Source organism: Pedobacter gandavensis (assembly GCF_032678465.1).
Lineage (GTDB): Bacteria > Bacteroidota > Bacteroidia > Sphingobacteriales > Sphingobacteriaceae > Pedobacter > Pedobacter gandavensis_B.
Map to the genome: position 1 here is coordinate 80,009 of NZ_JAVTSK010000011.1, position 26,617 is coordinate 106,625.

18 protein-coding genes are annotated in these 26,617 nt (G+C 38.8%); 6 read left to right on the forward strand and 12 right to left on the reverse strand.

All coding sequences use genetic code 11. From position 1 onward, the window contains the following. Positions 1–68: 68 nt before the first annotated feature. A complete protein-coding gene (locus tag R2Q94_RS18490) occupies positions 69–482 on the forward strand; it encodes a VOC family protein (RefSeq protein ID WP_316822963.1) in 414 nt (137 codons plus the stop codon). A gap of 3 nt (positions 483–485) precedes the next feature. On the opposite strand, the gene R2Q94_RS18495 is transcribed toward R2Q94_RS18490, so the two are convergent. The 7 genes from R2Q94_RS18495 to R2Q94_RS18525 form a co-directional block, all read right to left on the reverse strand. Then, a complete protein-coding gene (locus tag R2Q94_RS18495; RefSeq protein ID WP_316822964.1) occupies positions 486–1,703 on the reverse strand; it encodes a GAF domain-containing sensor histidine kinase in 1,218 nt (405 codons plus the stop codon). 162 nt (positions 1,704–1,865) lie between these two features. Beyond that, the gene (locus R2Q94_RS18500; RefSeq protein ID WP_316822965.1) at positions 1,866–4,790 is read right to left on the reverse strand and encodes a M16 family metallopeptidase; all 2,925 of its coding nucleotides are present in this window, start codon (positions 4,788–4,790) and stop codon (positions 1,866–1,868) included. A 28-nt stretch (positions 4,791–4,818) separates the two neighbouring features. Next, positions 4,819–6,033, reverse strand: a complete 1,215-nt coding sequence (locus R2Q94_RS18505) for a TlpA disulfide reductase family protein (protein ID WP_316822966.1) — start codon at positions 6,031–6,033, stop codon at positions 4,819–4,821. Positions 6,034–6,037: 4 nt separating this feature from the next. Next, positions 6,038–7,378, reverse strand: coding sequence for a RagB/SusD family nutrient uptake outer membrane protein (locus R2Q94_RS18510; RefSeq protein ID WP_316822967.1), 1,341 nt, complete (start codon positions 7,376–7,378; stop codon positions 6,038–6,040). A gap of 8 nt (positions 7,379–7,386) precedes the next feature. Then, positions 7,387–10,965, reverse strand: a complete 3,579-nt coding sequence (locus tag R2Q94_RS18515; protein ID WP_316822968.1) for a SusC/RagA family TonB-linked outer membrane protein — start codon at positions 10,963–10,965, stop codon at positions 7,387–7,389. A gap of 269 nt (positions 10,966–11,234) precedes the next feature. Next, entirely contained in the window at positions 11,235–12,425 is a 1,191-nt protein-coding gene (locus tag R2Q94_RS18520) for a FecR family protein (RefSeq protein WP_316822969.1), read from the reverse strand. 59 nt (positions 12,426–12,484) lie between these two features. Then, on the reverse strand, positions 12,485–13,075 hold the full coding sequence (locus R2Q94_RS18525; RefSeq protein WP_316822970.1) for an RNA polymerase sigma factor: 591 nt from the start codon (positions 13,073–13,075) through the stop codon (positions 12,485–12,487). Positions 13,076–13,207: 132 nt separating this feature from the next. On the opposite strand from R2Q94_RS18525, the gene brnQ reads away from it, so the two are divergent. Together brnQ and R2Q94_RS18535 are read left to right on the forward strand one after the other, a co-directional pair. Continuing rightward, positions 13,208–14,524 (forward strand): branched-chain amino acid transport system II carrier protein, encoded by a 1,317-nt coding sequence (brnQ, locus tag R2Q94_RS18530; RefSeq protein ID WP_316822971.1) that lies wholly within the window; start codon positions 13,208–13,210, stop codon positions 14,522–14,524. Between the two features lie 209 nt (positions 14,525–14,733). Then, a complete protein-coding gene (locus R2Q94_RS18535; RefSeq protein WP_316822972.1) occupies positions 14,734–14,922 on the forward strand; it encodes a hypothetical protein in 189 nt (62 codons plus the stop codon). Positions 14,923–14,941: 19 nt separating this feature from the next. Here R2Q94_RS18535 and ligD read toward each other — a convergent pair whose 3' ends face one another. Next, on the reverse strand, positions 14,942–17,515 hold the full coding sequence (gene ligD / locus R2Q94_RS18540) for a DNA ligase D (protein WP_316822973.1): 2,574 nt from the start codon (positions 17,513–17,515) through the stop codon (positions 14,942–14,944). Between the two features lie 508 nt (positions 17,516–18,023). Here ligD and R2Q94_RS18545 point away from each other — a divergent pair. Next, positions 18,024–19,217: a BamA/TamA family outer membrane protein gene (locus R2Q94_RS18545; protein WP_316822974.1), complete on the forward strand. Its 1,194-nt coding sequence runs from the start codon at positions 18,024–18,026 to the stop codon at positions 19,215–19,217. Between the two features lie 125 nt (positions 19,218–19,342). After that, positions 19,343–20,071, forward strand: coding sequence for a hypothetical protein (locus R2Q94_RS18550; RefSeq protein ID WP_316822975.1), 729 nt, complete (start codon positions 19,343–19,345; stop codon positions 20,069–20,071). A 56-nt stretch (positions 20,072–20,127) separates the two neighbouring features. On the opposite strand, the gene R2Q94_RS18555 is transcribed toward R2Q94_RS18550, so the two are convergent. Next, positions 20,128–20,634, reverse strand: coding sequence for a pyridoxamine 5'-phosphate oxidase family protein (locus R2Q94_RS18555; RefSeq protein ID WP_316822976.1), 507 nt, complete (start codon positions 20,632–20,634; stop codon positions 20,128–20,130). Between the two features lie 226 nt (positions 20,635–20,860). After that, positions 20,861–21,955, reverse strand: a complete 1,095-nt coding sequence (locus R2Q94_RS18560; protein WP_316822977.1) for a PAS domain-containing sensor histidine kinase — start codon at positions 21,953–21,955, stop codon at positions 20,861–20,863. Positions 21,956–22,242: 287 nt separating this feature from the next. On the opposite strand from R2Q94_RS18560, the gene R2Q94_RS18565 reads away from it, so the two are divergent. Further along, positions 22,243–22,911 carry an FAD-binding oxidoreductase gene (locus R2Q94_RS18565; RefSeq protein WP_316822978.1) on the forward strand — a complete coding sequence of 223 codons (669 nt, stop codon included), beginning with the start codon at positions 22,243–22,245 and terminating at the stop codon, positions 22,909–22,911. A gap of 112 nt (positions 22,912–23,023) precedes the next feature. Here the strand turns inward: R2Q94_RS18565 and R2Q94_RS18570 are convergent, their stop codons facing one another. Then, positions 23,024–24,868 carry a cytochrome-c peroxidase gene (locus R2Q94_RS18570; RefSeq protein ID WP_316822979.1) on the reverse strand — a complete coding sequence of 615 codons (1,845 nt, stop codon included), beginning with the start codon at positions 24,866–24,868 and terminating at the stop codon, positions 23,024–23,026. Positions 24,869–24,893: 25 nt separating this feature from the next. Continuing rightward, positions 24,894–26,240: an alkaline phosphatase family protein gene (locus R2Q94_RS18575; protein WP_316822980.1), complete on the reverse strand. Its 1,347-nt coding sequence runs from the start codon at positions 26,238–26,240 to the stop codon at positions 24,894–24,896. Positions 26,241–26,617: the final 377 nt, after the last annotated feature.

The window sequence follows — 26,617 nt, forward strand, 5'->3', positions numbered from 1 at the left end:
AACTTGTCATTTTTGCACATCTACAGATACCTGCAAATACGGTAACTTTAAATATAAACCAGAAAATTATGGCAACTCAAATTTTTGTAAACCTACCCATTAAAGACCTCAAAAGATCTGTAGAATTTTTCAGCAAGCTGGGCTACACATTTAACCCGAAGTTTACGGATGAGAAAGCAACCTGTATGGTCATCAGTGATACCATTTTCATCATGCTCCTAACAGAAACTTTCTTTCAAACTTTCACAAAAAAAGAAATTGTGGATGCCCACAAAGCAGTGGAATGCTCCATTTGCTTATCTGCAGATAGCAAAGATGCCGTTAACGCAATGGTAAACAAGGCGGAGGCAGCAGGTGCCAGCATACCAAATCCTGCAAGCGACTATGGCTTTATGTATCAACATAGCTTTGAAGACCTTGATGGCCATCATTGGGAATATGTATGGATGGATCCAAACGGTTCAGCTGAGCACCTGGGCTAAATTTTAGAAAGCTTGCTTTTGGAAAGGTATTTTCACATTAAAACATGCGCCGGATCCAACCACATTGTAAATGTCAAGAAAGCCTCCTAAACCTTTTACCAGATGTTTCACCAATTCCAATCCAAAACCATATCCTTTTTCGCCAGAGGTTCCTTTAGTACTTGAATTACTTCCTTCTTCCAGGTGCTTAAGAGCCTCTGCGCTGATGCCTACACCGGTGTCTGAGATCTTTAAATCAAGCAGATGTTGATCCTTTTGTTCAATTAAACTTAATTCAACTTTAACTCTTCCATTCTCCGGAGTAAATTTGATTGCATTGGAAATCAAATTTCCTGTAATTTGCAGCAACTTATTTTTTGGGAAAGCCCATAAGGTATTTCCTTCTATCACTTCTATTTCCAGATTAATATTTTTGTTCTTAGCCTGTCCGCCATAAAGATCCTCCAACTTACATTTGAAAACCCTCAGGTTCACTTCATTTTGTGCCAATTTCTTATTTTGCTGATCTTCTGTAAGGATTTCATCCGCTAATTCGAGCAATGACTTACTGCTTTTGTGGATCAGTTGAATGAATTCCAGGACTTCGTCCAGCTTATTTTCATTGCCCTGTTGAACAATAATATCGGACAAGCCAATAATTCCTGCCAGGGGTCCACGAATATCATGCGCAACCTTACTTTTTGTAACGTTGGCATTTTTTAGCTGCCCTTTCAATTCATTGATTGCCCGATACGTTTGAATGCGATTGATGACCTGATTTGCAATAATTTTCAGCATCTCGATTTTCTCAGGACTCATATGCTTAGGTTGCGTATGTACCACACACAAAGAACCGATCTGGTAACCTTCAGGACCTGTAAGTGGAACCCCAAGATAATAGCGAAGTGACATTGGGGGCTTTGTAAAATCCTTATTTTCAAATCGCTGATCCTTTGTAAGGTCTGAAACTTCAAATTGCGGTTCCCCTAAAATAGTATATTGACACAGGGACTCTTCTCTGGGTACCTGCTGTATGTCCAACCCATAACCAGAAATCGTCCATGTGGTATAGGAATCTATGAGGTTAATCAGCGATATATCCGTTCCTGCTATTTTAGCAGCGAGCATCGCCAGATCTTTAAACTCTTCAAAAAGTTCGGAATAATCCAAGTCAAGCTCAGACAAATTCAATAATCTTTGCATCTCATTTTGAGGCAAGGGAAAGGTTTCTTCTGACATCATCTGCTATTATTGATACACTAATATTATACTTTGCAGTATTAATCAAGTTTTGGACCTCCAATTTTTACGTTTATTTTATACAAATACGTGATATCAGGGATTTAAAAAAAGAAGAGGAATCAACAGGGATTCAGGGCCGGCTTTTCCGGCCCTGATCTGGATTTAATAACCAAAAAGAGTCTCTAAAGACAATTGTTCAACTTTGCCATAATTAGACAGTTGAGAAAGTGGTAGTTTTTTTTGAGCTCCTACAATACAATAAGTATAAGCCTGGTTGGCAAAATAATCATTATGTAGCTTTTTAATGTCCTGAAAGGAAATCTTAGGAATTGCAGCATAAGCCTCTTTCCTTAAATCATAATCAAGGCCTTTACGCCTGGCATCAATAAAACTGAATATAATTCGGTCTTCCATGATGCGTTCTGTTTCTAGCTGATTAGAAAGACTCATTTTAGCAGACTGAAATGCTTTTTCATTATAAGGTAAATCGTTCAATAAGCTATTCATGCCTTTAATTGCATCATCCACCTTATCTGCCTGACAGCCGATAAACGCAGTCACATAAAACTGATCTTCTTTTTTTCTTGGTTTTCCATAAACTGCATTTGTACTGTAAGCTAAAGCTTTTGATTCGCGCAAAGTCTGAAAAACCACAGAGCCCATCCCAAAACCGAAATAGTTATTAAATAAATCGGCCGTAACCTCTTGTGCAGGTACATATTGATTTGCAGTCCGATACCAGCTTGCATCGACTTGTACCATGTTATAATCGGTGAATAGCACTTTGTTTTCATTTTGTGCCACCTTTTTAAAACTGATGGCCTCAGGGTAAGCGCTAAACTTTGTAGGCAGCCGATGAACATTTGCGAGCATCACTTTATACTCAGGCAATCCAACCGGACCATAATAAATTACACTGTACTTGTAAGAAAAAAGATTCCGAAGTACAGCAATCAATTCCTCAGGTTTTAAGTTGTTGATTTCATCATCGGTTAATGTGAAATTATAAGGATTGTTTTTACCATAAGTAGCATAGCTCAACATGGCCTGCATTATACTCCCCTTATTCAACTTGTTGTTTTGACGATTTTTCAGCAGATTTTCTTTCATTGCAGTAAAGGCAGCCTGGTTTACCTCGCCATTCAACAACACCTCATTTAGCAGCTCCATTGCCTTAACATAGTTTTCCTGTAATCCAGTCAAACCCACAGTGGTCACCTGATTATCCACGTTCAAAAAGAATTTACAAGCCAGTTCATAAAACTTTTTGTCATGACTCAAGAAACTAAGATAAGCTGCAGCTACTGGCAATAATTTACTATTCCATTTACCCATTTCGAATTGAAAATACTGACGAAATAACTGGTTGTCTGTGTTTTTTACCGCTAAAATTTCTGCTTCTCCAAATTTCCCATGCTGAATATCCTTCTGAAAATCAAGCCATTCAGGAGCAATGGTCTGAGCTGGAATCTTAGCTACCATCTTCAGGAAATCAGATTGAGCTCCTGCATTTGTTTCCACCGCAGTAATCGGCGGTTTCTCTACTTTTTCAATCTCAGCAGCCTCTCCCTGATATTTGTTTAGTACTACATAATTATCCGCGAAGAAAGTCTTTGCAAAAGCAGCAATTTCTGACTTGCTAACCTTTGAGATATCATCAATTCGGGAAACTTCCTTCCCCCAGTTTTTAGTGTTAGATTTAATATAATCACTCATTAAATCTTCCGCTCTTGAAGCATTATCTTCTATATTGTTTAAAGCGCTAAGCTTCTCATTCGCTACAATAGCCTTTAACAATGCATCACTAAAGTTTCCGCTTTTCAGCAGTTCAATTTGCTGCAATACCAAATCCTTCACTTCTTTCAGGCTTTGACCTTCCTTAGGTGCTGCATAAATTGAAAATATCCCATAGTCCTTATATTGCCTGGTATACGCGCCCGCCTGTAACACCTTTTGTGGTTGCGAGAGGTTTAAATCCAATAGACCGGCTTTCCCATTTGATAAAATTTCAGCTACAAGACCAGCCATCAATGCTGCCCTTGTTCCATTAGCTCCAATGCGATAACCGATGGCCAGGCTTTCAGAGGTTGGACCATAAATGTCCTTTACGATCGGTCCGGTCAATGGTTTTTCCGCCACAGGTTGATATTCCTTTACCGCAGCCGCCTTCATATAGCCCATATGCTGATCGATCTTCATTACCATCTCATCGGATTTAAAATCGCCCACCATAATTACCGCCATATTATTTGGCACATAATAATCGTTATAATACTGCCTAATCGCTTTCAAAGAAGGGTTCTTTAAGTGTGCAATTGTACCAATGGTGCTCTGTTGACCATAATTATGGGTCGGAAACAAGTAACTGTGCATGGCCTGCTGTATTTTCCAGCCATCATTATCCAAAGACTCATTTTTCTCCTCATAAACAGCTTCTAATTCGGTATGAAATAATCTGAACACCGGATTGCGAAAACGTTCTGCCTGGACGGTAAGAAACTTATCTACAGCACTGGCAGGGATATCTTCCTCGTAAACCGTCTCCTCTACCCAGGTATGCGCATTCGTACCCTGCCCCCCCATTGTAGCCATCAACTTATCATACTCGTTAGCAATGGCATATTTTGAGGCCAATACCGATACGGAATCGATTTCTTTATACATCGCCTTTCTCCTGCCCACATCCGTAGTTTTGTTGTATTGTTCGTATCGATCTTCGATTTCCTGAATTAGGGGCTGCTCTTTTGACCAGTCCAGAGAACCATATTTATCTGTTCCTTTGAACAATAGGTGCTCCAGATAATGGGCCAAACCGGTATGTTCTTTTGGATCTGTATTACTCCCCGCCCGCACTGCGATTTTGGAGGTAATCCTTGGTTCTTTATTGTTCTCACTGAGGATGATAGTAAGACCATTTTTTAAAGTATAAAATCTAGCCTTGGCAGGATCATTTGTAATGTATTTATAGGTATAGCCAGCGGATGTGCCTGTTTTCCATACATACTTTTTGTTTTGTGCTACGGCCAATAACGCCGTAAAAAAAATCAGCCCGAAAATCAGGCTAATTTTAAATAATGGTTTGTTCATATAAATAATTAGGTTTACCTATCGGGTATTAGTGTTTAAATATTTCCAGCAGCTTTCTTTCTAAATCCTCAGCACGAAGATCATATGCAATGATCTTGCCTTCCGGATTAATCAGTATACTGGCAGGAATACCCTGGATATGGTATAATTCAGCAGCTTCATTCTGGAAACCTTTAAGCAGAGAAATTTGTGTCCATGGCATTTTATCCTCCTCTATTGCTTTAAGCCAGGCCTCCTTTTTATCATCAAAAGAAACACCTAAAATCTCCAATCCATCTTGTTTATAGTTGTTATAGGCACGTAGTACATTCGGATTTTCCCCACGACATGGACCACACCAGGATGCCCAAAAATCTACAAACAGGTACTTACCCTTGAAATCACTCAAGCTTACCGGTTTCCCATCCGGGCTGAATTGCTTGAAGTCTTTAAAATCAACATCTACCGGTTTCTTTTCCAGTTCGTCGATGTAATATTGAACACCTGCAAAAACCTGATACTGCTTTACTTTCGGTGTTAGAACCTTCAACAAGCCTTTCACAACAAGTAAATCAGCAGCCTTTTGCTTATCCATAGCAGTTACTTGCGTACCCGCCGACAATAGCTTAGTCAATGCAACTGCACTGAAATAATCAGCAGGATTCGCTAGGACAAAATCTGCTAATTTTAATTTATAAGCACGTTCCAGCACCAACCTTCTTTCCAGCGAAGCCATATAAGCCTGCTCATCAATAGCCTCACCTTTAGCTTTCAATTCACTCATAGCTAGCCATTTGCGCGCCTCCAGAATCAACGGTACAGAAACCGGTTGAATAAACGCTTCAAATTTCCTCCGTTGTAATTCAATCTGACTTCCAGCAATTACACTGTTCTTTAATGAATCTTTTGAACTGATTTCATTCTTTCCAGATTGCACCAGCATTTTAAATTGATCAATATGATCCAGATTATTATAGGTATTGTAAGCATCCATAATCAACTTATTCCTGCTATGACCTTTAGGACTAAAGTGGAGCTCTATAGCTTTAGGTTCCTTAATCGCAGGTCCTTTAATGATAAATACGCCATTGTTTAGTACTGCAGAATCTCTGACCAACTGATTTCCTGTAGGCCCTCCGGCATAACTGACAAATACTTTGGCTGGTGATGAATAATTGCCGATTTTTCCTGTTAATGTAAATGGACTTTGTGCTGCACTGATGAAAGGTAAAAGGCACAAACTATATATGATTATTTTTTTCATCTGATTATCTTTGATTTAATTTCATATTTGGGTTGAACAATTGGGTTTGTAAAGGAATCTGAAAGGTATATTTCAGGCTGCCTGAGGCTAAGGTTTCAAATACAGTGGTACCATTCGGCGCATAACGAACTACAGGTGGCATCCTGTTTTCTTTGTCAAGGCGCTTCATATCACTCCACCTCAAACCTTTGAAGGCCAACTCTCTGCGACGTTCCAATAAAATCAGATTTAAGGCTTCTTCCTGGCTGTTGGCCTCTAGGGGCTCATAAGCCTCCGCGGCTATGCGATTTACACGAATAGTGTTATTTAAGACCTCCAGAGCCGGAACTATCGCCCCGCTCCTTGCCAGACATTCTGCTTGATTCAAATAAATTTCAGCATAGGTAATGCCACGGTTTGGATTATAATTGGCGTTCTGGAAACTCACTACACCGGCATCTGTTACAGTGAATAGCTTCATTCTTAAATCAGAACTTTGATCGAATTTAGCCAGTAACTCATTTGAAAACCTATATCTGGAATTCGTTGAATAGCGTAAAAACAATTCTTCAGGACTTACATTGGTTTGTGGAAGTTCATTTGAAGAGGCATAATCATTATAATTTAACACCACAGCATTACCACTTCCAATTACCAATTCTGCATACTTTAAAGCATTCGGATAATCACGCATACTCATATAAATGCGCGATAGCATTCCATAAGCTACGTTCTTAGTAATTCTCGTTTTATTGATATTTTGCGTAGGTAAATCAGGAATCGCTTTCAAAATGTCTGCAATTAACTGATCATAATGCGACTTTAGCGTCATACGCTCTGGTAAAGCAGCATTTTGATCTGTGGACACTACAAATGGCAATCCCAGATCGGTTGTTGCTGTAGCAGGATCATAAGCTGTTGCAAATAGACTCAACAAATGGAAGTATGGAAAAGTCCGCGCCACCAATGCCTCTGCATAAATCTGTTGACGTTTTTGCGGAGTTCCATCAGTCGCACGAAGTACGCCTTCCAAAATCACATTTAAATTACTAATATTGTTATAGTAATCCGCCCAGGCTGCTGGCCTGCTTTGTGAATTTACATCCAAATAGGTTTTCCAAAAATAAAGATTGGCATCAATGGATGTTTCCGTCTGCGGCGTAAAAGTCACATTGCTGATGTCATCATAGGTGAAAATAGTACTTGAATAAAATGAGCGGGTAATATTAATATCATTCAGTAATAACTCATAATCATTCGTTTTTTCAGGAATGATAATTCCAACAGGCTTTACATCAAGAAATTTACTGCAGGAAACACTGATCATCACAGTACAAAAGAGTACTATAGTATATATCTTCTTCATAGCAATTATTAAAAATTAGTAGTTAAAGAAAAAGTATAGGCAGGCAGGACAGCAAAATTGCGAACACCACTTCTGAAGTCGATGGTTTCCGGATCTACATCATTTCCGCTAAATACATATTTCACAGGATTCTGAACCTGAATAGAAAGTTTGGTTTGATCTAAACCCAGCTTTTTAGAAAACGCAGGGCTCAGTTTATAGGTTAAGGTTACATTACGCAGTGCGATAAAATCCATCTTTCTTACAAACTCTGTCGCATACGTATAGCCATTAATCGCTGCATAATCAAAGTAATTTTCAGAACCGTAAACTGGTATACCTGGCATGCGGGTTATTAACTCATCTCCTGTTTGTTTCCAGAAATTTTGTGCGCCATTGATTGGTCGGAATGCATTATAGTTTGGTGGAGCAATCCTTGCGATATGCCCTCCATAATACATGAATAACATCGAAAGATCAAAATTCCCCAAAGTAAACTGGTTGGTTAAACCTACCACATATTTGGGATCGGTAGTTCCTGCATAGTGTAAGGCCGACAAAGGAATATCCACCACATCACCGAAATTATTTCTCAGTATCACATTGTTCCCATTTCCATCATCAACCATTGGCTGCCCGAACTCATTCAGCCCCTTGTAATTATAGGTAAAGAGGGCGTTCAGAGGATACCCCTCTACGCTCTGCCCGCCGTTTACCTGATTAAATGTCGCAGCTGAGGTATTTACTCTATACTTCAGCACTTTATTCTTGTTAAATGAAGCAGTAAGCTGCGTTCTCCATGCAAAATTGTCATTAATAATATTTGCACTTCTCAGGCTCAACTCCAAGCCTTTGTTCATAATCTCAGCGTTGTTAACCAATTGGTTTGAGAAACCCTTTGTTGCATCTGTAGCAAGATAAGAGAACACGTCTTCCGCATGTTTAATATAATAATCCACACTTCCTGAAATTCGGCTTGTACTGACACCGAAATCAAGTCCGAAGTTATAATTGATTGTTTTTTCCCATCTCAACCCACTATTTGCCGGTGTCTGCACATAGTAACCAAGAATAGGTTCTGGTTGTGCCTGACTATTTATCCTATTGTTCAGAATGTTATAAGGTCCGCTCAATTTAATAATGTTGCCATTATAACCTGTGGCCACTCTTAATTTAAGCTCATCCAGCCAGGTAACATTTTTAAGGAATTCTTCTCCTTTAATATTCCATGCAGCTCCTAATGACCACAATGGCGTGTATCTGAATTTAGGATCCGAACCAAATAAGTTTGATTGATCAATTCTTAAACTTCCTGTAAAACTATATTTACTGTCATAAGTATATGCAGCATTTGCATAAGCTGAGACAAAACGATCGTCACGATAAGTCTGATTAAAAAAGTCGCTGTAAGAAGAATAATCCATCAGGTAGCCAGATAGTGGAATCAGCTCATACATATAATCTGGCGCAAAATTATAGTTTCCTAAAATTGCTGCATCAAATGGCTTAGAAGTTAAAGAGCGTTCATCGTAGCCAAACAAAGTATTGCGCTCAGTATGGTAAACAAGTTTTCGCTGTTCTGCACCTGCCAGAAGTGACAAATCATGTTTATCATTAAATAACTTACTATAAGTTGCCTGCGCCCTAATGGTATAAGCTTCGGTAGTGTAATTATTGACCTGGTTTGAACCTCCTTTAGGAATTCTAAACTCAGGTCCGTTTAAACCTGCCTTTGCAAAGTAGTTTAAGCGCATTCTGTTTTCGTAGGCAGATTCTGAAGAAGTAAAATTATTCGTACTCAATCCCTTCTCAAATGCAGCGCCAATCTCCAGATTCAGGTCTTTGGTAATTTTAGCCTTAAGGTTTCCCTGAAAGCGGAAATTGTTGTCTTTAGTTACATTGCTATAATCCAGAAAATCATTATAAGGGTAATAATTACCATCATAAAGTCCCATTGCAATATTCTGCTGGTTTTTCTCTGCATTTATACTACCATAAATACCATCATATCCAAAATAAGGGCTATTGCTGTAAGGTCTCAGAAAAGTAGCAACAGCAGCACCGTTTGCATCCAAAAATCCTTCGTATGGTTTGATAGCCATATAGTCTGGAGCAGTAGGACTTCTGTCGTTTGTATTTGTATAAATTCCCTGAACATCAAGACTAAGTATCTTTAGGAAATCCATCGATCCACGATAAGTTAAGCTCGTTTTATTAAAGGTAGAACCTTTGACCAGCTGGTCATTATCTACTCGGTTTACACCAAAGAAATAGGTTGAATTTTTAGTTCCACCACTCGCATTTAAATCCAATGCCCTTAGATAACGGTTTTGCTGAAACAAACGTTGGTAGTCTTTTGTATTGTCATATGCAGCATATTGATTAAAGATTGCATCAGCTTGTTCCTGTGTAATTACACCATTCAATAAATCATCAACAGCGCCATATACTGGTGTATAGGTTCCTCCCTCAAAATCAAAATTTTCCTTAGTCATGTAGTTATTGACAATGTTATTCTTTGCCAAAGCGGCTTCCAGATCAACAAAGCCGCGACCAGAAAGTAAATCCAGCTTATTAAAATTCGGCTTTGGCTTAAATGATATGGTGGTATTGAGCTGAAACTTTGGTGCTCCTTCAACTCCCTTCTTAGTCATGATAATTATTACCCCATTCGAAGCACGCACGCCATAAATAGCAGCAGCAGCAGCATCTTTCAATACAGTAACAGAAGTTACATCGTAAGGATTGATCGACTCCAGACTGATTTCAGTTGGAAAACCATTCAATACAATTAAAGGAGATTTTACCGCATTGAAAGTAGACACCCCACGAATACTAATCGGACTACTGTCCTGACTGCCTGAGGCATTTACATTCATCACCAATCCAGCCAGTTTACCCTCCATATTCTCAAGTACATTACTGTTTACCGGAATACTCTGCTTATAGTCATCCCCAGATAAAGTTGCAAACGCACCTGTCAACTGCTGACGTTTAATGTTTTGATAACCGTTACTAAGCACCTGCACCTGCTCCAGATTCACCATACCTGGCTTTAAAGTAACCTCCACAAATTTTGAGCTTTCCACTTTTACTTCCTGACTTTGGTAACCGATGTAGGAAATGCTGAGTATTGAATTTTCAGGAACACCCTTGAGTGCAAACAAACCATCATTACCAGTGCTCGATCCAATTTTAGTATTCTTAACACGAATTACTGCACCAGGTAATGGGTTACCAGATTCGTCAGTTACTTTACCAGTAATGTCCAGAAGCACTGCAATTAATACCTCACTTAATTTTGAAGCTTTTTTTGACTTAATCACAATGGTTTTGTTTTCCAAAATATAAGTCAATCCATAATTCAAAAGTGATTTCTCCAGCACTTCTGTTATTGGCGCATTGTTAAAATTGGCATTCATTTTCCAATGTTCATCTACCTGTTCTACAGACCAGAGCACATTATACCCCGTCTGCTTTCTGATTTCTGTAAACAGCTGTTCCAGGCTGATATTTTGCTTGGTTAATGAGACCCTTTGCGCAAAACCATTGGCACTAACCTGCATAAAAGTTGCCATTAGGATTACGCTGATCAGTTTCAATCGCATAATTATTTGTGTTTTATCTGCCTCAAATGGGCGCCGGAAAACCGACACATATGGCAGTATGATTCTAGTATAAATTTTATACATTTATAATCTTGTTTATCGTGAAAAATTCTGAAGTAATTTTTGCTGGCGCGTAGCCATCAGATTGAACAAGCATCAGAGCAGGGGCGTCGGAAGCGCCCTTGTTTCTATATAACTGTTCAAGCCCCTACTTTAAGGTCCAGATTCTCTAATTTCTTTTGTCATCTCTTGTTTGGTTTGGTTAATTATTAATTATAAGCTATAACGGTTCTTCCTTCAATTTTAAATTTCACGTCTCCGGTCAGCTCCAGCATGCGCAATACATCGCCCAGATTCTGAAACCGGTCTACAGTACCTCCAAAACGTACACGTTTCAGTTCCTCATTTTTAAATTGGGTTTCAATATTGTACCAGCGCGATACTTTACGCATAATACTGCCAAGTTCTTCATGCTCAAACAAGAAATACCCTTCCTTCCATGCCACTGCTTCTTCCAGCTGTCCCGCCGATAAAGAAAGTCCATTGGCCAGCACGGATTGTTCTCCTGGTTTAAGCATTAGGCGCTTTCCCGACCTAGAATCACTTACTGCAACAGATCCTTCCAGCAGTGTTGTGACTACCCTGCCCTCTTCAGGATAACTATTGATGTTAAAATGGGTGCCATAAACTTCAACCAGCTGGTCGAAACTACGGACCTTAAAAGCCTTACTTTTATCTTTTGCCACTTCAAAATAAGCTTCCCCTTCTATTTCTACCATGCGTATCCCCCCTTCAAATGCCAGAGGAAATCGGAGCGTACTGGCTGCATTCATCCAGACCTTTGTCCCATCTGGCAACATAATTTTATATTGACCACCCTTAGGGGTCACCAATACATTCAAAGCTTTCACACTGGAATTGATTTGTTGCGCAACAGGGCTATACTGGAGAAAACCATCCTTGGTTTTAGAAAATCCATTGGAACGGTACTTCGCCTCATTTCCCAGCTCAATATCGGCCAAACTAAACCTGGTTCCGTCTGCCATAGTAAGAAAAGCTTTGTCAGCTCCCGGACCAATCATAGATACGGCCTCCGGCTTTTTGGAATTATTTATGGTAGAGATATAAAAAAACAAAACCGTTGACAAACTGATCAATATTACCGCAGCACTTATTTTGAGCCATATTGGGACCAGGTTTGGCCTCAATCTGACTGTTTTTTGGACTTCTTCAGGAGATACCCTATTCGCCGCAAGTATATGTTTGAGCATGGCCCTACTTTCTTCAGGTTTAAAAACAGGAACCTTCGATTCTGGATTTCCCCAGATTTCCGCCGTTAGCTCCTCAAAATCTGATGCATTAGAAGGATCTGCCAACAAAGTTAACAGTTCCTTTTGTTGTAGCTCGCTAAGCGTATGGGCACGTTGCCTTGCCCTTAAATAAACGATTCGTAAATTCATTATTTGTCGGTATCTAAACATAAAGACACCGAAACTATAGAAAAGTGGATGTCAGAAAATTATTTTTGCATAAAACCCATCATCACCCACAATGCCAGGTAGGAAAGATGCATTTTTACAAAGGTAGTCACACTCTTTAAAGCCAGTTGCTGGTACTTCTTTACAGAATCTGAACTAATCTTAAGCTGGGCAGCAATTTCATGGTTTTTCAGTCCCTCCATTCGAAGACGGAACACACGTTGCTGTTGTGGAGGTAAGGCTGAAGTGGCTTTTTCAATCAAATCCAGGTAGTCATCATTTTCAATATCACTCTGCTGCTGTTCCACATCAGGTGCTATGTTATTATATGCTGTTGCTTTTTTCTCCTCCCGCTGGATCTTACGAATACAGTTTAATGTATAATTTTTACTCAGAACAAAGAGGTATGCATCAAATTTTTGAATCTCCAGCAATTCTTCCCTTTTTTGCCAAATCTTGATGAATATGTCTTGTACGATTTCCTGACTAAGTTCCTTAGACCCTATAATAGAAAATACAAATCCCGAAACCTGCTGTTGGTAATCTTCAAATAATTTCGAGAAAGCATCTTCATCTCCAGCAGCTACCTTACGGAGTAAAAAGATTTCATTAGGAACAGAATTCAGTGACAATGATTTTTTATTAAGCCCTAAACATAGGAAATTCTTTTGAATGGCGCATAATCAATACAATTTTAGGATTCTAAAGCAAAAAAATAGCTATTTTGCACACTTTTTAGATGGAAGCTTCAGTAATAATTAAGAATGTTAAATAAAAAGACAAGAGATATCCTCACCATTGGCTTTGCCCTTTTCGCTATGTTCTTCGGAGCAGGTAATTTATTACTCCCTCCTTATATAGGAATACAAATAGGAAACCATGTTTGGGTCACCATTTTGGCATTCGGACTAACCGGTATTTTATTGCCCTTCCTAGGAATCCTTTCTGTAGTGAATGCAGGAGAAAAATTCGAAGACCTCGCAGCTAAAATTCATCCTCGCTTGTCTCCAGTTTTAGGAACCATCATCATGCTCTGCATAGGACCCTTGATTGCCATTCCGCGCACAGCGGCTACGACCTATGAAGTCGGGGTTTTACCTTCATTTCCATCATCCGGGCCAATTCTGACCTCAGTGATCTTTTTTATAGTGACCTGGCTGTTAACCATTCGACCTTCCCGTGTAGTAGATATTATCGGCAACATACTCACTCCGCTGCTGATAGCTTTGCTTATTGTACTGATACTAACAGGGATACTTTCGCCAACAGACAGCTATAAAGATTCCGTGCTCAGCAGTAGTCAGTCGTTCACATTGGGTTTTATTGACGGGTATCAAACTTTAGACGTTCTGGCTTCTGTGATCTTCGCAGGGATTATCATTACCGCAGCCAAGGTAAAAGGCTACCAGAACTCCCGCGCTAAAATGCAGGTGGTCATTACCGCTGGTGCATTATCTTCCACCTTTCTGTTTATTATCTACGGAGGACTCATTTACCTCGGCGCCACTTCTGGAGTATCGGGCAACTCCATCAAGCGTTCTGAACTGCTGATGAAAATCTCCCACTCTATTTTAGGGCCATACGGAAATATAGGAATCGCGATCTGTATCGCGCTTGCTTGTTTAACTACTTCCATTGCGCTTGTCACAGCTTTTGGAACTTTTTTTTCTTCACTTAGCAAGGGAAAACTGGATTATAAACTATTGGTAACCATTTGTTGTATCGCCTCTTGTGTACTTTCCATTACCGGGGTAGATAACATCATCACTTTTGCCTATCCTATTTTAAGTTTCGTTTATCCAATTACCATCACCCTGGTGCTTTATTCAGTCTTCTTCGGTGCTATGGTCAAAAACCGAAAACCATATATTTATGCACTAATCGCATCAACGCTTATTGCGATCCTTTATTTATTTAAACACTTCTCGCTGCTTAGCGATAATAATCTTGAAGCATTGAATCATATCCCACTCTTTTCATATGAACTTGGCTGGGTGATTCCATCGGCGGTTGCTTTTTTTGGTACCTGGGCAATTACTGGCTCAGGAAAAGAATCACGAGTCGGGCTATATAAGGGCTAAAAAACAGCTGTGCATTCAGGATTGTCTTTAGCCTTACAGCAATAGTTTTTCCAAAAGCAAAAATGTTACCTAATCCCGAGAGTAATCCTGTTCAGAAATATTTATTTTTTTGAATAATTGCATTCAACACAAACCATATCTATTTATGAATGTTATACTTACGAATCGAATCATCTGATTTAAAGAGGAGTATTTAAAATTGTAAAGTTATGGTAGCAAAATCTAATGAAAGGATCAATTCGGATGCCAAGGTAAACCGGAGTTTTAAAAGAAAGAACTACTTCTTTCACCCCGATGAAGATTTTAGAGAAGACCACAGCTGGGGCAAAAGCAAATCAACCACTTTGACAAATTCGGAGTCATCAAAAAAGAGAGGCGCTATTGACGTTGTTAAATAGCCAGCGCCTATGGGAGGATTTAAAATATTTTCATCGCCTTCTTAATTACTTTAGTCAGATCAATTCCTTTCCCCAACACTCCTTTAAAAAGATCACCAGTTTCTTTCAGGCGATCTAGGGCATTGAATATCGTAAAATCCGTCATCTTCATTCCAGGTTTTACCTCCTCCCAAACCAGAGGCATCGAAACCGTTGCCCCGCGTTTGGGTCGCAAAGAATAAGGACCAGCAATGGTTGCACCAGGTCTGTTCTGTAAGAAGTCGAGATACATTTTTCCATTACGATTAGCCACCATCCTTTCTAAGCTAGTAAACTCAGGTACTTCCTGATGAATTAAATTCAGGATGATCTTCGCAAACATTTGAGATTGATCATAATCATACTTCGCGGCCAAAGGAATATAAATATGCATTCCGGTAGAGCCTGAAGTCTTAGGGAAACAGGGTACCTCTATCTGATCCAGAATCTGTTTCAGCATTTGCGCTACCTGGATCACCTGATCAAATGTATTTTTATCCGGATCCAGGTCAATCACACAATAATCGGGGTTATCCGGCGATTGGCTTCTCGAAAACCATGGATTCATTTCAATGCATCCCAGTGAAGCCATCCAAAGCAATGCAGCTTCGTCATTCCCCAAAAGGTATTCTTTAAGTTCGCCGTCATTAGTAATATAAGGAAAAGTTTCTGCCCAATCCGGCGCCTTACCTTTCATATCCTTTTGATAAAAACTTTTGCTATGAATCCCTCCTGGAAAACGGTTCAGCGACATCGGCCGGTCTTTCAAATAAGGTAAAATGTATGGAGCTATCTGATGGTAATAATTGAACATATCCCGCTTGCTTACCTTATCTTCTGGCCAATACAACTTGTTCAAATGAGTAAATTTCAATTCATGGCCATTCAGGCTACGCAGCTGAGTGTCGTCCTTTGGATTAAGTAAGGCCTTCCGGCTTGTTCCTTTTGCTGGTTGCAGCGCCGAAGCACGCTGATGCTTTTGAATTGCGTTGATTGCTACTGCTGTCTCCCTTACTACTTCTTTTGCTTTTTTATCCATCCTCATTCCCTTGAACGAAGGATGACGAAAAACGCCATCATGAGTGACTTCTGTAAATCCGACTTCACACACCAGCTTTGGTTTCAGCCAGATAATCTTCAGTTTTGGGGGATTGGTACGGAAACCTGAAGGTTTATTTAGAGGCGGCAAGACTGAAAAAGGACTTTTATCAATAATCAGGGGCTCAAACCAATTCATCATTTCCTGTTGCTCCTTCTCATTAAAACCTGTTCCAACTTTACCAGCATACTGAAAATTTCCATTTTCATAAACACCCAATAATAGAGAACTAAACCGCTTCGATGTCCCTTCAATTTTGGTAAAACCTGCAATCACCACTTCCTGACGAAGCTGAACTTTAATTTTTAACCAATCGGAGGATCGCATGTTGGGCTGGTATACACTATCTGCCTTTTTTGCAATGATTCCTTCCAGTCCTATTCTGGTAGCAGCCTCGAAAAATTCGCCTCCTTTGCCTTTAAATACTTTACTGATTCGTATCCTGTCATCATGTTGAGGTAACACCCTGGCTAAAATTGCCTGACGTTCAGCAAGTGGTAATCCGGTCAGATCCTTTCCTTCAAACCAGATCAAATCAAACACATAATATATCAGCTTAGCATCTGCTTCAGTTTTCCAGTTTTGTAAATCTTCGAAATTGGAAATCCCTATTTCGTTGAGAATCAGAATCTCGCCATCTACTACGATATCAATTTTCCAACTTTGCATCAGTTCAAATATGGGATAGAACTTTTTATTGAACTGCTTATTGTTGCGCGACAATAACTGTACATCTCCATTTTTCAGACTAAAGCCCAAAGCGCGGTAACCATCCCACTTCACTTCATAAATCCAACCCGCATTATTAAAGGGTTCATCAACCAGGCTTGCCAGCATAGGCTTTATTCCAATTGGAATTTTTGATTTCTTTCCCTTTTTTAGGAGGGCTTTTACATCAGCACTCCTATTCACCTCTTCGATGGTCTTATCTGAAAGCACAGATTTATCTTTTTTGACGATGTCTACAGTAGTGGCATAATCATCTTTATGTTTGATCAGGAGCCAACTATTTTCCGCCATTCCATGCGTTTTAACCAAAGCAAATTCCCCTTTAAGCTTTTTTCCATGCAATACAATTTTCAATGAACCTGCTTTCAATTGAGCCAGCAAATGCTCTTCCTGAGCTTTTTTTCCCTTGATCAGATCAATTGGTTCATAGCTTCCTTCGTCCCAAACTATTACAGTACCACCACCGTACTCGCCTTTAGGAATGTTCCCTTCAAAATCTCTATAATCAAAGGGATGATCTTCGACCATCATGGCCAGACGTTTAATTTTTGGATCCATTGAAGGCCCTTTAGGTACAGCCCAGCTTTTCAATACCCCTTCCATTTCCAGACGAAAGTCGTAATGTAGACGAGAGGCATCATGTTTTTGAATTACAAAACGTAGCTTATCCTGAGATTTAGATTTTCCGGCCTTCGGTTCTTTTGTTTTACTAAAATCCCGTTTTTCAGTATATGCTTTCAGCGTCATGTGCAGATTTATTAATTCATATCTCCAATTAAAAACCGCCGGGCAGGAGATTTGTTTCAGTACAAAACTCTTCCTTTCAGCAATTGTTAATTAGGTAATCGACCAACATTTAGACAATAATAATGAGCGAAATCCTTGTAATAGAAAAGACATCCAGGTCCAGCCACCCACAAAATTCGGGTATTTAACTGCTAGAGTAAGGATGCATACTAAGGGTATAACAAGGGCTTGGCATGTTATTGCCATATAGTTGCTACGTAGTTGCTATATTCAGGAATATACCAACTACATAGCAAGAACATCCCAAGAACATGTCAACAACATGCCAAGCCCTTATTATACCCTTTCTGTATATTTGCCTGAATAATGGTCTTTTATGGGTACACAACAACCTACCTTTGTCAACCAAGTTAGAGGAAGAGCTGAAACGCAATTCTCTATAATTTATTAATCATCTTTATTGCTTATGATCCGCTTAAAATCTGTTATAAAAACCTCTTTCATATTGATGCTATTTCCATTCGGAATTCATGCCCAAAACGCAGCAAATGTTCTTCCGGAAAACAACCAGATTCTGGACACTGCAAAACAAACTGACTTGATAGATGTGGCCAAATCCCTTTTCCGCATAAAGCCTGGAAAAATAAAAGAACAAAAAGGAAAGCATGTTTATTTTTCAATATTACCTATAGGAGCATCCGTACCTGGAGGCTCCGGCAGAGCTTTAATCACCAGCACTACTGCGGCTATGTATCTTGGCCCAAAAGCCAGTACCAATCTGTCCACAGCAACCTTTACACCTTACTGGAATCTTGGCTCCAGATTTGGTATCCCCATCCGCAGCAACGTCTGGTTGCCAGATAATAAATGGCTAATACAGGGAGATACCCGCTTTTTAGTGTATCCTCAATACACCTGGGGTCTGGGTAACAGCAGATCTGAACAGGATAAGGTATTACTGGACTATAAATACATCCGTTTTTATCAGAACGCATTGAAACGGATTCGCCCTTACTTTTACGCAGGACTAGGTTATCATCTTGATTATAGATTTAATATTAAACCTGAAAATGAGGAAATAGACCTGGCCAACTATACAGGCTATAAGTATGGGACAGGTAGCAATTCGGTTTCCTCCGGCCTAAGTCTAAATCTGGTTTATGACACACGCAGTAATACTATAAATCCTTTGCCCGGAATGTATGCGAACCTGGTATACCGAATCAATCCTACACTTCTAGGCAGCAACAACACCTGGAGGTCTTTATATCTTGATGTCAGGAAATACATTTCAATGAACAAGGATAAACCCAACCAGCAAAACACCCTTGCCTTCTGGTCATACTTATGGACCGTATTGGATTCTAAAACCCCATACCTAGATTTGCCAAGTACAGGCTGGGATCCTTATAACCGATCGGCAAGGGGGATAGATCAAAATCGCTATAGAGGGAAAAGCCTTTTTTACCTGGAAACGGAATACAGGCGAGACATTAGCCGTAATGGGCTTGTTGGATTTGTAGTGTTTACCAATGTCAATTCGGTAAGCGGTTCACATGGCTTATTTTCTTCCTGGAAGCCAGCAGCTGGAACGGGTATACGCCTCAAATTTAATAAAGGATCCAACACCAATATAGGCATTGACTACGGAATGAGTAAAGGCTATAAGAGCTTCTCATTTAACCTTGGAGAGGCATTTTAAGGTATTCCTCGGAGAATTGAAGATATTCGGTCCTGTTGCCAATTTGATTCAACACCTTGCCAATCAAATAGATAATTTTATTCTATAGCAATGATAACTTCATCATCAACTATAAACCTTATTGTATGATGAAATCTAATTATTTAATTTACCTCTTGCTCCTGTCGCTTTCTTTAAACACTTCATGTGGAAAGAAAAATGTGATAGACAACATTGTTGAAATAAACGAGGCAACTGATGATTTAGGTAACGGCTGGACACTGTATACCCCAGTTAAAAAAATTCATTTGGATGACGACGTCGGTCTAAAAACATTTGCATGGACCTCTTATAAATCCGCATGTTCTCCAGTGATCTGCTCAGATTACAGTTATGATAGCTCCACACTCACTGAAACCTTTCAAATTTTAACAACAAAATCAAATCGCTCAGAAATTAGGATTGAGGACAATTATAGCACAGGAAGCAGACAATTCTCTGGTTATGTAAAATTTGATGCTCCACTAAATGATGAAAGTCTGATGCAGATTTTCGGGAGTACATCACAAAATGCGACACAACTGATGATTCGCGGGTTCGCGGAGAATGGAGGAACATTGAAAATCTCTAATAGCTTTGTTTTGGCGACCGGAGTTTACAACAAAGAAGTTCACATCAATGTGATTCATTTACAAGAAGATGCGGGCAACAAGATAATTGTTTATATCGATGGCGTAAAAAAGTTCGAAAAAGCCGACACTGAAGATGCCACAAATTACATGAAGTATGGATGTTATGGCACCATGAAAACAGGTAAAGCTGTGGTGCAATGGAGAGATGTCAGGTTGTACAAAAATGGTACAGCACCTATTTAATATTTCATTATATAATTAAGCAGCCCCTTAGTAGGGCTGCTTAATTGGTTGCATTCCTATATATTCAGATCACCTTCGCGACCAATATCTAGCTTCTGACCAGAAACTGCAGACGCGGCCACTTTCAGGAAAGTAACTAATTTATTCGATTTATTATCCCAATAATGACCTTCGGAAGGGATCACTTTTAAAATTCTGATGACTGGATCTTCCTTTCCCTTTTCAAACCATCCTTCCATCATTTTGTTCCAGTATTTCTCTATCCTTACCTGATCCTTAGTAACTTCTGCAACTCCATTTATACTAAGAAAATTATAATTACTAATATCAGCGTATAAAACACTGATTTGATTGCTGACCAGGAGGTTCTTATAAGTCTCACTTTCTGAAGAAAACAAAAACCATAAGTTCCCTTCATCATCTACCTCCTGCCGGCTCATAGGTACTGCATGAAGATTCCCTACTTTAGAAGTGTTGGTACACATCATCCCAATATCAATCTTATCGACCATGGTTTTTAATTTATCTATCGCTTCACGATGATTTAAATTTTCTGTACTCATAAGCTCTACTTTTAATAAAAAGATTTTTGTAAATCATACTGCGTCTTTGAACTTAGACAGCACAACTACCTTAATTAACAAGTAGCCCTGATTTAAGTTTGAACTTCGGATTTACCTATAATTTTTGGATGAATACGCTGAGCGAAGAGCTCTTAAAAACAAATGAGTTCCGGTCTTGTCTAAATGAAAGTAAAAGGTATAACTTATTGCATTAAATCAGCTATATTCAGGAAAATGTAATTATGAACTTCACCCCTTGATTGACCTTACTTTCAACCTCAATATGTCCCCCTAAACTATTGATATGATTGTAAATCAGAAAAAGTCCCACTCCCTTACTTTCCGCATGGTTGTGAAAGGTCTGGTGAAGGCCAAACAATTTATGCTTAACCTTATCCATATCAAATCCCAAACCCTTATCAGAAAAAATTAATTGATGTTTACCGTCCGTCTTTCTTGTAACAATAGAAATATCAGGATAAGCCCCTGGTTTTGCATATTTGATAGAATTAGTTATCAAATTCAAAAATATACTATCCATATAAACCTTATTAAAATTGATTGTCTCAAATTCAGAAAAGTCAATATTGATGACTGCTTTTGATTCGAGAATCAGCGATTGAATAGAATGATATACCCCATTCAGTGAATCATGAAGGCTCAAATTTTCTGTTGGTACATGGATACTCTTTTTCTGACATGCTGCATCTAAATAAAAATTTAGACTGAGTTTCAGCTCTTCTGTGGTAGACTTTAACACATTGATCAGTTGTAAAGTGTCTTTATCCTGAATAGTAGAGAGGTCTAAAAGATTAAATAATGAAATTAAATTGTTTACAGGAGCCCTCAAATCATGTGAGGCCATGTGTGTTAAATGTTGTAATTCCTCATTAATCTTTGAAAGGCTAATTAACAGATGATTACGCTCTTCTTCTATTTTTCTTTTATGGGTTACATTTTTGGCAACTGCATAAACCAACTCAGCCTCAGGAACAGGAACTGAAGTCCAGGATAACCACAATACCTCTTCATTCTTGGTCAGGTAACGATTTTCAAAATTTAATAGTGGGATATTTTTCCTAAGGTCATTTCGAAATTCTTCAGTAATATTTTTATCTTCTACGTAGACAAAATCGTTTATGGGTCTGGAAAAAAGCTCTTCCTCGGTATAGCCCAGCAACTTACAAACCGCTGGATTTACTCTTTTAAAGTAACCGTCAAATCCAGCGATACACATCAGATCCTGAGAGACTTCAAAAAAAGGTTCAGTATCAAATGTTTCATTAAAAATTCCATGCGCATTATTTCTCTTAGGTATCATATCATCATTTTTGATTCCTTATTTAAGATTATTCAAGCGCTAATAAAATAAAACTAATAAACTTTCCTTAATTATTAAAGGGCTTAGGATGGAAATATAAGGTCTAACATAATTGCGAGGGGACTTAGCAAACAATTCTCCGATGAAATCGTTTATTACAAACCACTCATAAACGCTAACTATGCCCAGAGACAAACCAATTGGTCTTATCGTTTTCCATTAGCTGGATTTCTGGCAGCCCTCATATGCATTTGATCCTCTAAAAAGGATAATTAAAATCAAATCCCATGAATAATCATATTGTTAAAGTATTAGAAGCTCATTTTATCACTCATGATGTAAAACGCTTTGTGGTTGAAAAACCGGAGGGATTTGATTTTGTTCCTGGTCAGGCAACCGATCTATCCATAAACCTTCCTATGTGGAGAGATCAACTTCGGCCATTTACATTTACCAGTTTACCTCAACAGCATGACCTGGAATTTATGATTAAGATATACAAGGATCATGATGGTGTAACCCATATGTTGGGGCAGATCAATAAAGGGGCTGAATTAATTCTTCACGATGTTTTCGGCGTTATTGAATATAAAGGACCAGGAACTTTTATTGCCGGTGGAGCTGGAATTACCCCATTTATCTCGATCTTCAGAAATTTGAACAAGCATAGACATCTGGCTGGAAACCGCCTCATTTACTCAAATAAAACTCCAGAGGATGTGATCATGGAGGAGGAACTCCAAAAGATGCTAAAACATGAATTTATAAAAACATTCACGAGAGAACATGTATTGGGCTATATGCCGCGCCGAATTGACCGAAACTTCCTGATAGAAAACATTGCTGACTTTGGACAAAACTTTTATGTTTGCGGACCAGATGAATTTGTGAAGAATATCAATACCTTGTTGCTCGACCTCGGCGCTACTTCAGAAACGGTTATTTTCGAACAATAAACATTTTTATCTCCACCAAGTTTTTTAAGCCTATCGTAATATCGGGTGTGAAAAGGATATCACTTAAGGCTAAAATTAATTGTGATAGAAATTGTATAGGAACACTTCAGTATTACTGACTTTCTAGGCTCTCCATAAAAGCAATAATATCCTTTTTTTCACTATCACTGAGCTGGAGATTTTTTTCAGGAAGTGTTTGATTAGGCAATTTTATACCTAAGCCTGCAGCTCCCCCACTATTATAAAATTCCATTACCTGGTTTAAAGTAGCGTATGCTCCATTATGCATATAAGGCGCTGTTCTTTTTATATTCCGGATTGTAGGGATTTTAAAAGCATGTTTATAGGCATCAATCCCAATCACACCGTAATAACCTACATCGGCATCCAATGTCGAATCCGCTAGAGAAACAGGGACACCTAACACTTCCGTTTCACTCGTTATGTATTTTGGTGGAGTAACACCATTGAACAAAGGAGCGAAATGGCAGGTGGCACATTTAGCTTTTCCCATAAATAAGTTAAAGCCCTTCAATTCCTGTGTTGACAAGGCATTTTCCTTACCGCGCATATATTCATCAAACCGGCTATTCAGTTTAACAAGACTGCGAATATAGGAAGCAAGTGCATTTGCCACATGATCCTGGCTGATCCTTTGCTCCCTTCTTTCCGAAAAAGCACTATCGAATAAAGCCTGGTAGGATTTGTCATCTGAAAGATATTTTATAATTGCCTCCATCGAACCATCCATTTCCTGCCTGCTACTGATGACATCGAATATCTGGTCCTCCAGCGTTAATGCACGCATGTCATAAAAATAATTTGATTGCAAAGCAGCGTTCAATAATGTTGGGGCATTTCTTGTCAATAGTTTTCCAGGATCATGAATTTCTATGTTTTTAGCCATTCCGTCTGAAAAAGACAAATCAGGGTTGTGACAAGAGGCACAACTTCTTGTGCCATTTCCCGATAGTGCAGCATCATAAAAAAGTTTCTCACCTAATTTTACTTTTGCAGCTGTTACCTGAAATTCAGGACCTGGAGAAAAGGCATCTGCATTAAATGCATCGGATTCAAACAATGTTTCCACCTCCTGCCTGAGCATCCGGTTATATTTAATTTTAGGCCCTGGTAAGTTTTGCTCCAGTTGTGCGATTCCAGTGCTGATCATATTTGCAAAACGAGTAATAAATATCGCTCTGTCGAAAGTGTCAAAATCATCATGTTGCTCCAAATAGACAATTGAAGTATCGAGGTATTGTAATAAAGGTCTTTTATCCCCTTTACTTACGTATAAAGAAAGGATACTTCGCATGCTTTTTAAGGCTTCAGAGGCTTCTTTAATACTGTTTAGCGCAAGAGAATTGTCAAATCCGGTAAGCCCCAGAGTAATGATCCGGAATACCTCTAACTTACTTGCATCCAATATTCGCCAGTCTGCAAACTGGTGATCCTCAAAATAGGAAATTAGATAGTTTGTATTTCTGATTAAATGCTGAACCTCTTTAATAAGTTTTTCTTTGTTTGCCATATCAAATTCAGGATACAGCAATTCCTCGATGACTTGCAAGCCAATTGGATCGATAGAACGGGCTAAAGAAGGGTCCAACAAATCCGCATTCTCAATCTCCTCTACTGGTGGTCCATTTAATCTCCTGCTCAGATCGGCAGTAAAATATTCAGATGCCCATTCAAATTTTTTGAGCAGCAATCTGGATTTTAAAAAGGCCTGACGAACTTTTTGTTCATCAAGCCTATCTTTTTTCAATTCATAAAGTAGCGAATCATTTACATATTCCCGGAAAGATACGATCTGACTAAAAACTACTTTTTGAATTTTTCTTTCAGGTGAATTGCCCTCTATTTGTGGTCTGGGACTCGAATTAGAGGAAGTAAAGCCTACAATAAACAGCCCTATGGATAGCAGTGCTATTATTCCGATTTTTTTACTCCTCATCGCTCTTTTCCTTATCAACAATTGTTTATTTGAATATCAAAGCATTTCTAAACGGATTTGCATTTTTATCGCGCTCAGCTAGTGGTTTAATTCCCCATCTATGCTCGATAAAGGAAAGAATACTGACTGTTTCATATGGAGTATGGTCTACCACACCTTTTTTTGCAAATGGGCCGATAACGATTGCAGGGATACGGCTTCCAGGTCCCCATCTATCAATAACAGGTGGGGCAACATGATCAAAAAAGCCACCAAACTCATCATAGGTTAAGATCACCAATGCATCCTTTGCATTTGGACCATCTAATACGGCATTGATTAAATTTACTGCGAGTGCTTCTGACGAATACACTGCAGAACCACCTGGGTGTTCATCATTTCCTCCGCCTGGTTTCACAAAGGAAACGCTTGGGAGATTGCCCTCATTCGCTGCTTTTATGAAATCATTTTGATCCTTCATGTGCTTCCGACCTTCTGTCCCCTCTTGATATTTATCAAAATACAGGAAAGGTTCATGATTATAGGCAAAGTTGTTTTTCCTACCTGCAACTGCATCGTCCCAACCTTCCGAATACCAGGCCCAGGAGATATTTTTTTCGCTCAGTCGTTCGCCAATAGTTGGCATCGTTTGAGATGGCAATAATTGAGAAGTATCTGATTTGGCTGGATATGGCGTATTTCTGGAATATACATGATTCACTACATAGCCATCAGGAGTAACTATTCCATCCTTAATCATTTTGCCATTGGCATCTAATTTTGCGACTAGTGATTCCGGAGCGTTCGGCCAAACCGGGACGGCAGCAGAAATCAGGTAAACATGGTTAAAATAGGAACCACCAAATACACTTTGAAAAAAGTTATCACACAGTGTATATTTTTTGGCTATAGGATATAATGGTATTTTTTTAGTGTTATAATATCCCATTGCAAGCCCTTTTGAATCATTATATGCCGCAAACTTATCCATCTTTCCTCCATTAATCTGCAACTGGTTATGAAAGAAACGGTGAGTAACATCAGGCGTTGCCTTGTCTGAGGGAACATACTGATCTATGTTAAATAGCGCATTTGGCAGGTTTGTGGGAAAGGAGTTATTCCGAGGGATCTCTGGTAAGTACTGATAAGGTTTTCCATCCTCGTCAACTTGAATAATATTAACTTTTTTAGCATTTTGAATGCCGTTTGCTCCTTTGAATTCTCCATAAAGATTATCAAAACTGCGATTTTCCATATAGATAACCACCAAATGCTTTATCTGCCCGATACCTTGATCAAATGAGGTTTCCTGATGTGCTGCTTTTTTGCTGACTCCACAACTGTTCATCAAAAAAACGACAGGTAACATATAGCATAATCGTTGTAAATTCATTTCGTTTTCTTTTTAAGATTCAATTAAATACACTACGGTTGTAAGCTGGTCGAAAAACAGCTTTTAAAACATTGATTGTTTTTACAATGCAGTAAAATTTCCGTCCAGGATCCAAACAAAAAATCCATTTGAGCGCTATATTAGGGAATTTCTAAGCCTAAATACGGTTTTTATCCAAAAAAACTTTTAAATGTGTGTAAAAGGCCAGACCGAAATTGCAAAGAAACTAAGACCAATTCATGCTAACGCTAAAAAAAATGTTCATATATCCTACAAAAAATGCTTTCGCATGCCATACTTACTTTTAAATATGGCTGTAAATTATTTTATTTACAACGAAATATTGGGGAATTAATTAACGCACATTGCGAAAAATT

Bases quoted from the DNA above. Each gene is read 5' to 3' on its own strand.
- R2Q94_RS18545 (WP_316822974.1), top strand. From the start codon at position 18,024: ATGCTATTTCCATTCGGAATTCATGCCCAAAACGCAGCAAATGTTCTT.
- R2Q94_RS18500 (WP_316822965.1), bottom strand. From the start codon at position 4,790: ATGAACAAACCATTATTTAAAATTAGCCTGATTTTCGGGCTGATTTTT.
- R2Q94_RS18505 (WP_316822966.1), bottom strand. From the start codon at position 6,033: ATGAAAAAAATAATCATATATAGTTTGTGCCTTTTACCTTTCATCAGT.
- R2Q94_RS18555 (WP_316822976.1), bottom strand. From the start codon at position 20,634: ATGAGTACAGAAAATTTAAATCATCGTGAAGCGATAGATAAATTAAAA.
- R2Q94_RS18535 (WP_316822972.1), top strand. From the start codon at position 14,734: ATGGTAGCAAAATCTAATGAAAGGATCAATTCGGATGCCAAGGTAAAC.
- R2Q94_RS18515 (WP_316822968.1), bottom strand. From the start codon at position 10,965: ATGCGATTGAAACTGATCAGCGTAATCCTAATGGCAACTTTTATGCAG.
- R2Q94_RS18490 (WP_316822963.1), top strand. From the start codon at position 69: ATGGCAACTCAAATTTTTGTAAACCTACCCATTAAAGACCTCAAAAGA.
- R2Q94_RS18550 (WP_316822975.1), top strand. From the start codon at position 19,343: ATGATGAAATCTAATTATTTAATTTACCTCTTGCTCCTGTCGCTTTCT.
- R2Q94_RS18560 (WP_316822977.1), bottom strand. From the start codon at position 21,955: ATGATACCTAAGAGAAATAATGCGCATGGAATTTTTAATGAAACATTT.
- R2Q94_RS18495 (WP_316822964.1), bottom strand. From the start codon at position 1,703: ATGATGTCAGAAGAAACCTTTCCCTTGCCTCAAAATGAGATGCAAAGA.
- R2Q94_RS18510 (WP_316822967.1), bottom strand. From the start codon at position 7,378: ATGAAGAAGATATATACTATAGTACTCTTTTGTACTGTGATGATCAGT.
- R2Q94_RS18570 (WP_316822979.1), bottom strand. From the start codon at position 24,868: ATGAGGAGTAAAAAAATCGGAATAATAGCACTGCTATCCATAGGGCTG.
- R2Q94_RS18565 (WP_316822978.1), top strand. From the start codon at position 22,243: ATGAATAATCATATTGTTAAAGTATTAGAAGCTCATTTTATCACTCAT.
- R2Q94_RS18575 (WP_316822980.1), bottom strand. From the start codon at position 26,240: ATGAATTTACAACGATTATGCTATATGTTACCTGTCGTTTTTTTGATG.
- R2Q94_RS18520 (WP_316822969.1), bottom strand. From the start codon at position 12,425: ATGAATTTACGAATCGTTTATTTAAGGGCAAGGCAACGTGCCCATACG.
- brnQ (WP_316822971.1), top strand. From the start codon at position 13,208: ATGTTAAATAAAAAGACAAGAGATATCCTCACCATTGGCTTTGCCCTT.
- ligD (WP_316822973.1), bottom strand. From the start codon at position 17,515: ATGACGCTGAAAGCATATACTGAAAAACGGGATTTTAGTAAAACAAAA.